An 11,963-nucleotide genomic window follows, 5' to 3' on the forward strand; every position below is an offset into this window, starting at 1 on the left:
ACCACAACTCGGGCAAAATTCATCGTCTGTCGGATGGGCAATAACCTCCTTGCGGTTTATGGTTATATGTTCTATGGTAAGTCCTTAGCGGTTCATACCATCGTCATTTGTCACATAATCAAGTCCGATTTCGGCAGCATACTCTTTCAGCTCTGCGTCAAGTGATTCCCAATAGCTGTGGTCGAAATATTTTTATCAAGTTCAAATCCCGCAGAATCAATTCGGATCTTGTCTCGTACGTCCATAAATTTCTTCCTGCAGATTATGCGGGTCTGTAACCGAACTGATAAAAAGTTTCTTTTCCGCATATTTTTCCGGATTTTTAATCTTATTCCAAATCTTCACATCCATAAATTCGCCCCACGGTTCAGGGGAGGTTGTAATCCGCTTCATAAAGAAAAGGCAGCAGTATTTGCAGGCGTGAGGACAGCCAACATTTTTTATGATCGGAGATTCCATAATCACCACGCTCCCATATGGATATGACCTTCAGGCTTGCTGTCATACTGTTTCATTTTGTACGATTTTTTTCATCCATTGCTCTTATTTTTTTCGGAAAGACTTCTGCACTCCTTGTATGATTGTATCGTCCGGCTTTACATCGCCGAGCAGCAGAGGAGAAGTCTTATTATGGAATTTATAGTTTTCAAAGGCTTTCTGCGGATTCTTATTTGCATAACAATATTTGCAGCCGTTCATACAAGTGTCATAAGCACCGATGTCACGGCTTTCAATACAATGACAGCCCTGCCGCATACCTTTGTGCTTTAAATCCTTAAAAATAATTCCGTTTGCACCGCCAAGAATACTTAGTGTCATACAGCCTGAAGAATGAATGCCGTATCGGGTAAAATCGCCGTTTGTTCCGCAAGTCTGTATATAAACGCCGTATTTTTCAGCGATTGCACCAAGCCCCTGTGCCAATCTTTCCATATCCTGTTCCGTCAGGGGAATCAATTCCGGCATATTAACTTCCAGCTTTTTATACATCTCAACAAAGCTGAAAATACAACGGTCAATATAAGGTGCTAGTACGCTTGCCATTTTTTCAAAGGTCTGCAAATGCCTTTCTATCGTGTACTTTTCAGTCAGCAGAACAGGATCGTATCTCCATGCAACACGTTGTTTTCCCGCCAATTTTGAAAGCTCGATCAGCGTCTGCATACTATCCTCTGCAGATGGAACGCCCGGTTCAATATCCTTTCCGTAGGCGGTAATGGTATAATGAAAATAGGTGTTGAATTTATCTGTAATTTCGTGAAGCCTCGGCAAAATAGGCTTGTAGTTTTTGGAGCAGAACACCACGCAATCCACCTTGTCAGGTATCAGTTCGTAGCGGCTTACTTTATTAGGGAATAAGGGGTTGCGTGTGAGAACATAGCCCTCGGTAAATCTGTTCAGAAGCCAGTCTGTGTAATATTGAACAGTATCTGTCCGTCCACCTGTGTTAAGTATCATTTTTCTTCCCCCTCAATCTCGGAAAATTTGTTTTTCATATGTTCTGAAAAAATAGTTGTAAGGCGTACCAGTTCTTCTATATCGGTATTTGAAATTTCAGCCATAGCTTCCACCTCAGCTTCAGCCGCCGGGGGGATTATTTTTTTCGTATATTCTATACCTGCGTCAGTAAATCGGACAATCTTATTCCGTCTGTCAGTTTCCGATTCGGTAAGAGATAAATAACCTAGCTTCCAGAACTTCTTGACAATGGCACTCACTGTTTGCTTTGTGGCGGATAATCGTTCACAAATTTCCGATTGCAGACACCCATCTGGAGCAAACCAAATAATATCAAGAACAAAGAGTTCTTTAGCCGATAAGTTATGCTTTCTCGCATATAGCTCATATGCAGAAAACTGAATATCTCGCAGCTTACAGTATTGTTCAACATAATTTCGGACTTCTTCTCGTTCCATATTCATCCCCTCTTTGCCAAAAATCAGACGGTCTAATATTTGACTTTATGGTAACACGAATATTCTGCAATGTCAAGCATCTCAAAATACAAAATAAGGCGTTACATTCGTTATCAATAAGTTCACTATTCACAGCCTGTTCAGCTTGCCACTCGTTAATAATTCAGTATAAAGCAGTTTTTTGTGATTCTTTATATACCATTGCTTAGTGTACTTTTATTATACTAAGCATATATGCTATACTGACTGCGCATACATAAGCAAGGAGTGAAAACTTCATTGTTAATACTAACCCCTGCGATTTTATATAACCAGATTAAATACAGATAAGATAAAAATAACAGGCAATCTCATAGACTACCTGTCATTCAAAATAATTTATTTCAAACTTCCGTCATTCGAATTCTATCGTTCCCGGCGGTTTACTGGTCAGATCATACATGACCCGGTTCACGCCTTTTACCTCATTTACTATCCGGCTGGCTGCGATCTTCAGCACATCCCAGGGGAATTCTGCCACATCGGCCGTCATAAAATCACTGGTATTGACGGCGCGCAGCGCCACCGCATAGTCATAAGTGCGTTCATCACCCATGACTCCCACTGACCGCATGTTGGTCAGAGCGGCAAAATATTGGCCGAGACCTTTGTCGAGACCTGCCTTGGCGATTTCCTTCCGGTAAATGGCATCGGCATCCTGCACGATACGCACCTTTTCCTCTGTCACCTCTCCAATAATACGGATACCCAGCCCAGGACCCGGGAAAGGCTGGCGGTAAACCAGATATTCAGGAATGCCCAGCTCCAGTCCCGCTTTCCTCACTTCATCCTTAAAAAGCAGCCGAAGCGGTTCGATAATCTCCTTAAAATCCACCACGCTAGGAAGCCCGCCCACGTTATGATGAGATTTGATGACCGCAGATTCTCCAAGGCCGCTCTCAATCACATCAGGATAAATGGTACCCTGTACTAAATAATCCACAGCGCCGATCTTCCTGGCTTCCTCTTCAAACACGCGGATGAATTCCTCGCCGATGATCTTTCTCTTTCCCTCAGGTTCCGTAACACCCTTCAGTTTCCTGTAATAGCGTTCCTGAGCATTCACGCGGATAAAATTCAGCTCATAAGGGCCCTTTGGACCGAATACCGCTTCTACCTCGTCGCCCTCATTTTTTCTGAGCAGACCGTGATCCACAAAAACACAAGTCAGCTGTCTGCCGATGGCTTTCGATAAAAGAACCGCTGCCACAGAAGAATCCACACCGCCTGACAGCGCGCAGAGCACCTTCCCATCACCGATCTTTTCTCTCAGAAGTCTGATGGTATCCTCCACAAAAGAACCCATCTTCCAGTCCCCGCAGCATCCGCAGACCTTATATACAAAATTGGACAGCATCTTCATGCCTTCCTGAGTATGCATTACCTCCGGATGGAACTGAACCGCATAAAGCTTCCGTTCCGTACACTCCATACCTGCCACGGGACATGCGGCCGTATGCGCTGTCACTTGAAAATCGGCAGGCGCCGAAGCAATATAATCCGTATGGCTCATCCAGCACACCGTCCGGGCAGAAACACCGCCGAAAAGAACAGAATCCCTATCCACATCCACTTCTGTCTTTCCATATTCGCTGACAGGAGCCGTTTCTACTCTGCCGCCCAGCATATATGCCATCAGCTGGGAACCATAGCAGATCCCCAGGATAGGAATCCCCAGCTCAAACAGCTCCCTTTCACAGCGTGGCGAATCATCGCCGTACACACTGTTGGGTCCGCCGGTAAAAATAATGCCTTTCGGGTTCATGGACCTTATTTTATCCAGTCCTATGCTGTAAGGGTGGACCTCACAGTAAACACTGCACTCCCGTACCCTTCTGGCGATCAGCTGATTATACTGGCCGCCGAAATCCAGTACAATAATCATCTCTTTTTCCACAAAAGATCTCCTCCTGCCTGTTTTTTCTCTAGTCTGTCACTTCCAGCGCCCTTCAGCAGACAGGACTGCCGGAAACCGGCAATTTATGGCTGAAGCTTCTCACCGCACTCCGGGCAGTAGATAAGCTCTGCGCTGACCTTCGCCTGGCAGGACGGGCAGACCCTGGTCTCACCTTCCGGTTCATCCGTCGCTTCTTCCTTCTCTTCCGGTTCTGCGTCCTTAACCAAAATCTCATTTTCCGCGCCGCATTTTCCGCAGAACTTGTCTTCATTGGGCATCAGTGCGCCGCATTTCACGCAGCGCTTCTGATTCTTCAGAATCTGCTTCTCCTTCTTCAAGGCATTCAGCCGGTCCAGACATTCCTTCACATCCACCGCGTAAATCGCATACTGCTCCGGCATATCCTCCGCATGGTCGTCATAAAAAGCCTCACCCAAAGCGGCATAGGCTTTCTTTACTTTCGCTTCTTCCTGGGAAATCTGAAGGCTCAGCTTGGTACTGCCCGCCACCTCTTTAGTCTTATGGCCGATCACTTTTCCGGCGCTTGCTACAGTTTCACCTAATGTATCGAAAAAGTCCATTTGAATCCTCCTCTCAGCCCTGCCCCGAATCATACCGGACGGACGCACTTTTATTATAGGAGCATCCCCGATAAATGTCAATCCAAGTGGTGGGAGTCATTCAGGGTACGCAGGATACTGCGGTCCTTCTCTATATCAATGACGGTCAAAGACGTATTATCCAGTTCGATGCACCGATACAGGCGTGAGGACATATCCAGCAGGTAAAATACCGCCAGCTTGAGAATGCCTCCATGGGCCACTACTACTACGGTCTTATCCGTATGGCGGTATTTCTCCTTGATATCTTCCAGCGCTTCGCCTACGCGCAGCTTCGCCCGATTCAGCGTCCCTTCCCCCGCCATCGGATAATGGAAAGGCTCAATCCTGTATAAAGAAAAAGCTTCGCCGAATTTCTCCTCAATCATTTCCTTCGTCAGACCGTCCCATTCGCCAAAATCCAATTCCTTGATGCCGTCGACCTTATGGATCGGCAGCCCCTTCGGCTCCGCGACCGCCCTGGCAGTATCATAGGCTCTCTGCAGAGGGGAAGAATAAACCGCATCCACCTGAATGGATTCAAACCGCTTTCCCAGCGCCGCCGCCTGGGCTCTTCCTCTCTCAGAAAGGGGAACATCCGTCTGTCCCTGATACCTTCCCGCTGTATTCCACTCTGTCTCTCCATGCCTTATCAATATAAATCTCATTCGTCTGACTCTCCTAGTCCATTCTCTGCTGCAGATATCTCTTCACATATTTTCCAGTATACGAAACAGGGTTCTCCGCCACTTCTTCCGGTGTTCCCTCCGCGATCACGGTTCCGCCTCCGTCTCCGCCTTCCGGCCCCATATCGATCAGATAATCGGCCGTCTTGATGACATCCAGGTTGTGTTCAATGACCACTACGGTGTTTCCATTTTCGCATAAACGCTGCAGAATTTCAACCAGCTTGTGGACATCCGCAAAATGAAGGCCCGTAGTCGGTTCATCTAGGATATAAATGGTTTTTCCGGTATCCCGTTTTGACAGTTCCGTCGCCAGTTTGATTCTCTGGGCCTCGCCGCCGGACAAAGTCGTAGAGGGCTGACCCAGTTTGATATAAGAAAGCCCCACATCATAAAGCGTCTCAATCTTTCGGCGGATGGCGGGAAGGTTCTCAAAAAACTTCATCGCCTCTTCCACGGTCATATCCAGCACATCGTAGATACTCTTTCCCTTATATTTCACTTCCAGAGTCTCCCGGTTGTAGCGTTTTCCTCCGCACACCTCGCAGGGAACATACACATCCGGAAGGAAGTGCATCTCGATTTTCAGGATTCCGTCTCCGCTGCACGCCTCACAGCGTCCGCCCTTTACGTTGAAGCTGAAACGCCCCTTCTGGTATCCTTTGGCTTTCGCGTCCGCGGTGGAGGCGAACAAGTCCCTGATCGTATCAAATACACCTGTATAGGTGGCCGGATTGGAGCGGGGTGTCCTCCCGATGGGAGACTGGTCGATGGCGATCACCTTATCCAGCTGCTCCACTCCTTCAATCTCCTTGTGCTTGCCGGGAATCAGCCTGGCCCGGTTCAGCTTTCTCGCCAGGGATTTATACAGAATTTCATTGACCAGAGAAGACTTTCCGGATCCGGATACTCCGGTCACACAGGTGAACACTCCCAGCGGAAGCTTCACTGTAATATTTCTCAAATTGTTTTCCGCAGCCCCTTTCACCGTGAGAAAACCAGTTGGTTTTCTCCTGGCGGCCGGCACCGGAATTTTGGTCCTGCCGCTCAGATAGGCTCCTGTGATGGAGTTCGGACAGTCCATGATCTCTTTGGCTTTTCCGACCGCTACCACCTCGCCGCCATGCTCTCCCGCCCCTGGTCCGATATCCACGATACAGTCGGCCGCCATCATGGTATCCTCGTCATGCTCCACTACCAGCACACTGTTCCCAAGATCTCTCAGATGGATCAGGGTTTTCAGGAGCTTGTCATTGTCCCTTTGATGAAGGCCGATGCTGGGCTCATCCAGGATATATGCCACTCCAACCAGACCGGAACCGATCTGTGTAGCAAGGCGGATCCGCTGGGCCTCTCCGCCTGACAGCGTGGCCGTCCCTCTGGCCAGAGACAGATATTCCAGGCCCACGTCGACCAGGAATCCGACCCTCGCCCGGATCTCCTTCAGAATCAATCCTCCAATGGCGATCTGGGTCGGCGTCAGCCTTTGTTCCACATCCTTCATGAAGCTCTGCAGTGCCCCAATGGACATGGACGTGATCTCATAGATATTCTTATCGCAGACGGTCACAGCCAGGGACGTCTGTTTCAGGCGCTTCCCGCCGCACACTTTACAGGGAGTGATCCGCATAAAGCTTTCATATTCGGCCTTTATGGATTCGGATCCGGTCTCCCGGTAGCGGCGCTCCACATTCCGGATGAGTCCTTCAAACGCCACATCATATATTCCTTCTCCCCGCTGACCGCGGTAATGGACCTTTACCTCTTTTCCGCTCGTTCCATGAAGCAGGATATGGCGGACCCGCTCCGGGTAATCCTGAAAAGGAGTGTCCAGATCAAAACCGTATTCTTTGCACAATGCGTCCAGAATAGCCCTGGTAAAGCTTCCTTTGGTCGCACAGGACTGCCAGCCGCAGACGGTGATGGCTCCCTGATTGATGCTGAGGCTTTTATCAGGGATCATCAGCTCCTCGTCAAATTCCATCTTATAACCGAGCCCGGCGCACTCCGGGCAGGCACCAAAAGGATTGTTGAAGGAAAAGCTCCTGGGCTCTACCTCTTCGATACTGATTCCACATTCCGGACAGGAAAAGCTTTGACTGAACGTAATTGGCTCCCCGTCGGCCACATCCACAATCATCAGTCCGTCAGACAGCTGCATGGCCGTCTCGATGGAATCCGTCAGACGTTTTTCGATCCCCGGCTTCACCACCAGCCGGTCCACCACGATTTCAATATTATGCTTGATATTTTTATCGAGACTGATCTCCTCCGTAAGCTCGTACAGGTTATTGTCGATGCGGACTCGGACATACCCGCTCCGCTTCGCCTGATCCAGTACCTTCTCGTGGCGGCCCTTTCTGCCCCGCACCACGGGAGCAAGCAGCTGTACCTTCGTTCGTTCCTGCAGGCTCATGATATGATCCACCATCTGGTCTATGGTCTGCTTCTTTATCTCCCTTCCGCATTTGGGACAATGGGGAATCCCGATCCGCGCATAGAGCAGACGGAAATAATCATATATCTCCGTCACCGTGCCCACCGTGGAACGGGGATTCCTGTTTGTAGACTTCTGGTCGATGGAGATGGCCGGCGAAAGCCCCTCGATGCTCTCTACATCCGGTTTTTCCATCTGTCCCAGGAACTGCCTCGCATAGGAAGACAAGGACTCCATATATCTCCTCTGCCCTTCCGCATAAATGGTGTCAAAGGCCAGAGAGGACTTCCCTGAACCGCTCAGTCCCGTCAGCACCACAAACTGATCCCTGGGAATATCCACCGATATATTCTTCAGATTGTGCTCGTTGGCACCACGTATTTTAATATATTGCTGCTTTGCCATATCTTTTCACCTGTCCAATTCCCAATATTCTTCCCTGGTAACGAAAGGCGGTTCCATATACAAAATGCTGAAACTGTCCTTTCCCTCTTTGATCTCTGCCGCAAATTCCGCAGCGGACTCGATCGCCGGCTCAACCAACTCGATGAATAAGTGTGTTACCGAGCTGTCCGTTTCCAGAAGAGAAGAAACCTCTTCATCCGATACAAACACGAAAACGTCCTCCGGATCAATTCCTTTCTCTGCACAGACCTTCTCTATTTCCCGGAGGAACAGCGAATCATCTGTGGAACCGGATCCGGATACTGCCGCACATTTTCCAAATCTTTTCTTTCCGCCCACGACAAGTTCATCCAGAACTTCTTCGATTCTGGCATAATCATACGAAATATAAATCGCTTTGTAAATTCCCTCCGGCGGCATCATTGCCAGCGCGATCTTATCAGAAGGAGAATGATTGAAGATAAGCACCGGTGTCTCCTCCGATACTTCCTTCACGATCTTCTCCGCTTTCTCCTTATCCATTGGAGACGCCATGATGATATCGGCGTGTTCATCCTTCAGTTCTTCCAAGCTTCCGGTGATGACCGTGATCCCTTTCGCCTCCAGACACGCAGTCAGATAAGGCGCAAACTTTGTCATGACAGCCTCATCATCTCCTGTCAGACATAGTCCTGCCCGGAATCCCAATTCTTCATTCGCGGCGGAGCGTCCGCCCTTTAATGCCAGAGAATCGTTTTTGATTCTTTCTTCATTGCCGCTCAGCAGAAAACATAAAGCCAAAATCGCCATGCACGCAGAAATTCTGCGGCTCTTTCTCACATTCATTCCCTCATCTCAATCTCAGTGATTATTGATTCCTATTTTTACTGGCGTTTTCTGCTTTTTCAATACTCTTTTTAATCCCCCACCCGGCAGTCCCTGTCAGGTCTCCGCCGAATACAGCTGCTTTTTTAAAAGCATCATCTGGTCCCTCAGCTCAGCTGCCTGCTCAAAGTCCAGTTCCGCGGCTGCCTGCTGCATCTTCTTCTGAATGCTTCCGATCAGCTTCTGAAGCTCCTTACTGCTCATGGATTCTGGATCTTTATCCAGCTTAATGCCGCGTGTGCGTTTTTCCTCCGCCTTGGAGATACTGATCAGATCCCTTACCGCCTTTTTAATGGACGTCGGCGTGATGCCGTGCGCTTCATTGTATTCCTGCTGGATCTTCCGCCGCCGCTCTGTTTCACCTATGGCCACACGCATGGAGTCGGTGATCCTGTCCGCATACATGATGACATGTCCGTCCGCATTCCGGGCCGCCCGGCCAATGGTCTGTATGAGAGAGGTCTCTGAACGCAGGAAGCCTTCCTTATCCGCATCCAGGATTGCCACAAGCCCGATCTCCGGTATATCCAATCCCTCTCGGAGTAAGTTGATTCCCACCAGGACATCGAACAGATCTAATCTCATATCCCGGATGATTTCGCTCCGTTCCAATGTATCTATATCGGAATGCAGATATTTGACGCGGATTCCCACCTCCCGCATATAATCGGTCAGATCCTCCGCCATCCGCTTTGTCAGGGTCGTCACCAGTACCTTCCGTTTCATTTCTACTTCCCGGTTCACCTCGGAGACCAGATCGTCGATCTGTCCTCCCACCGGCCGCACCTCGACTCTGGGGTCCAGAAGCCCGGTAGGGCGGATAATCTGCTCCGCGCGCAAAAGCTCATGATCCGCTTCATACGCACCCGGAGTGGCAGACACAAACAGAAGCTGACTGATCCGTTCCTCAAACTCTGAAAAATTAAGAGGACGGTTGTCCAGCGCGGAAGGAAGGCGGAACCCAAATTCCACAAGAGTTGTCTTTCTGGACCGGTCCCCCGCGTACATTCCCCGAATCTGAGGAATGGTAATATGAGACTCATCTATCATGATCAGGAAATCGTCCGGGAAGTAATCAAACAGCGTACATGGAGGCACTCCCGGCTCCTGCCCGGTCAGATGTCTCGAATAATTTTCTATGCCGGAGCAAAATCCGGTCTCCTTCATCATCTCGATATCAAAATTGGTCCGTTCCGAGATCCTCTGAGCCTCCAGAAGCTTATCCTCACTCCGGAAATATGCCACCTGCGCCTTTAGCTCTTCAGCAATGGTTTCCGCCGCCTCCAGCATCTTATCCCTGGGGACTACGTAATGGGACGCTGGAAAGATCGCGATATGCTCCAGGCGGCTCTTCGCCTCACCGGTCAGCGGATCTATCTCCGTGATCCGGTCCACTTCATCGCCGAAAAATTCGATTCGGTAAGCGACTCCGTCGCAGTAAGCCGGATATACCTCCAGCACATCTCCTCTCACTCGAAAAGCGCCGCGCTTGAAATCCATGTCGTTCCGGTTGTATTGGATCTCGATCAGCTTGTGTACCACCTCGTCTCTGTCCCGGACCATGCCGGGCCGCAGAGATACCACCATGTTCTTGTAATCGATGGGACTTCCCAAGCCGTAAATACAGGAAACGGAAGCAATGATGATAACATCCTCTCTCTCCGACAGAGCTGCCGTCGCCGAATGGCGGAGCTTATCGATCTCGTCATTGATGGAGGAATCCTTTTCTATATAAGTATCTGTGGAAGGCACATAGGCCTCCGGCTGGTAATAGTCATAGTAGGAGACAAAATACTCCACCGCATTGTTAGGAAAAAATTCCTTGAACTCCCCGTAGAGCTGCGCGGCCAGTGTCTTGTTGTGTGCAATGATGAGCGTCGGCTTCTGAAGCTCCTGGATCACGTTGGCCATGGTAAAGGTCTTTCCTGATCCTGTGACACCCAGCAAAGTCTCAAACTGGTTTCCTTCCTTAAAGCCCTGGACCAGTTCCTTTATAGCCTGCGGCTGATCTCCGGTAGGAGTGTATTCTGATACCAATTCAAATCTGTTCACCCCAGTAAACCTCCTTACTGTTTATACTGCCTCCGGAAGCTCCTTGCATGAATCCCAAATTCCTGCATATACCCGCCAAAAACAACATAAAACCCTCAATGGTATAGTATACCATGATTCATCCTATATTAACACGCTATGCTTTAAAACCTATGCCGCAGACAGACACATCCGTCTGTAGTTCTCAGAACATACGTTCATTTACCAGTATAACTGCTATTCCCTTTCGCGTCAATAGGAGAAAATCCGCGCGATTTCAACAACCGTCTGCAGAAAATAAAAAAGAGCCTGCATAGGGCAGAGGTGCATAAAGAAGTATTGTAAAATACTGACCTATGCCAAGTGAACGGGAAATAAGAAAACTCTATGTGAATGGACAAACCATTTGCATAGAGTTTTTCTTTTGTTTATTTCACATTTCAGCGTCCGCAGGATGCGCAGCCGTCACTGAAGGGGACGATCTTGGGGGGCTTGAGGGTTATCCCTTAACAAGCGTTTTGGCGGGGAGAAAATCCGCCAAAATCGCAAACATGTACATGTTTGCATTGCTTGCTATATTGAGCTTGCTGAACAGTAAGCACATCTAATGTTGTCACACAACACAAAAATGAGCGTTCCGGCTACCAGCTGAAACGCTCATTTTTCTTCTGGGGAGTATTCCCACACTCTTAATCCGACACTTTTGCAAAATCTTTCCGGATATTCCGACGGCTATCTTGATTTTATTCGGTTAAACGAGTATAATACATACTATGTTATTATATCTATCCCAAAAATCACGGTAATCGGAGGTTACAAAATGAAATATCTATCCGTAACGGAAACCGCTGAACGCTGGGGTATTTCTACGCGCCGCATACAAATTTTATGTAATGAAGATCGCATACCGGGCGCGATAAGAATCGGACGCACTTGGGCAATCCCTGATGATGAGCCGAAACCGGCAGATGCTCGAATTAAAAGTGGAAAGTATATCAAGACTTCCACTGAAAACAAAAAGTAAGCCACATTTTTATACCAGCACCTCCTACAATAATGGGATAAGTCGGCACGGAGGTTTAAGCCCTT

General features: G+C 48.6%; 9 protein-coding genes. 1 reads left to right on the forward strand and 8 read right to left on the reverse strand.

Annotation, left to right across the window (positions count from 1 at the left end; translation table 11 throughout):
* Nucleotides 1-543: 543 nt before the first annotated feature.
* The 8 genes from LQE92_RS03810 to uvrB all read right to left on the reverse strand — a co-directional run bounded on the left by LQE92_RS03810 (nt 544) and on the right by uvrB (nt 10,895).
* Nucleotides 544-1,458, reverse strand: coding sequence for a DUF1848 domain-containing protein (locus LQE92_RS03810; protein WP_231061662.1), 915 nt, complete (start codon nt 1,456-1,458; stop codon nt 544-546).
* Complete coding sequence (locus LQE92_RS03815; RefSeq protein WP_231061663.1) at nt 1,455-1,916, reverse strand: MarR family winged helix-turn-helix transcriptional regulator; 462 nt, start codon at nt 1,914-1,916, stop codon at nt 1,455-1,457. Before LQE92_RS03815 ends, LQE92_RS03810 begins: the two co-directional genes overlap by 4 nt.
* 394 nt (nt 1,917-2,310) lie before the next feature.
* A complete protein-coding gene (gene guaA, locus LQE92_RS03820) occupies nt 2,311-3,852 on the reverse strand; it encodes a glutamine-hydrolyzing GMP synthase (RefSeq protein WP_231061664.1) in 1,542 nt (513 codons plus the stop codon).
* An 83-nt stretch (nt 3,853-3,935) separates the two neighbouring features.
* Nucleotides 3,936-4,433 (reverse strand): zinc ribbon domain-containing protein, encoded by a 498-nt coding sequence (locus tag LQE92_RS03825; RefSeq protein WP_231061665.1) that lies wholly within the window; start codon nt 4,431-4,433, stop codon nt 3,936-3,938.
* A 77-nt stretch (nt 4,434-4,510) separates the two neighbouring features.
* Nucleotides 4,511-5,119 (reverse strand): histidine phosphatase family protein, encoded by a 609-nt coding sequence (locus LQE92_RS03830; protein ID WP_231061666.1) that lies wholly within the window; start codon nt 5,117-5,119, stop codon nt 4,511-4,513.
* 13 nt (nt 5,120-5,132) lie between these two features.
* Complete coding sequence (gene uvrA, locus LQE92_RS03835) at nt 5,133-7,979, reverse strand: excinuclease ABC subunit UvrA (protein ID WP_231061667.1); 2,847 nt, start codon at nt 7,977-7,979, stop codon at nt 5,133-5,135.
* 6 nt (nt 7,980-7,985) lie between these two features.
* The gene (locus LQE92_RS03840; protein WP_231061668.1) at nt 7,986-8,804 is read right to left on the reverse strand and encodes a hypothetical protein; all 819 of its coding nucleotides are present in this window, start codon (nt 8,802-8,804) and stop codon (nt 7,986-7,988) included.
* Nucleotides 8,805-8,900: 96 nt separating this feature from the next.
* On the reverse strand, nt 8,901-10,895 hold the full coding sequence (gene uvrB, locus LQE92_RS03845; RefSeq protein ID WP_231061669.1) for an excinuclease ABC subunit UvrB: 1,995 nt from the start codon (nt 10,893-10,895) through the stop codon (nt 8,901-8,903).
* A 799-nt stretch (nt 10,896-11,694) separates the two neighbouring features.
* On the opposite strand from uvrB, the gene LQE92_RS03850 reads away from it, so the two are divergent.
* Complete coding sequence (locus LQE92_RS03850) at nt 11,695-11,898, forward strand: helix-turn-helix domain-containing protein (protein WP_231061670.1); 204 nt, start codon at nt 11,695-11,697, stop codon at nt 11,896-11,898.
* The last annotated feature ends 65 nt before the right edge of the window (nt 11,899-11,963 follow it).

Source organism: Lientehia hominis (assembly GCF_021044755.1).
In the GTDB taxonomy this organism is placed as follows: domain Bacteria; phylum Bacillota; class Clostridia; order Lachnospirales; family Lachnospiraceae; genus Lientehia; species Lientehia hominis.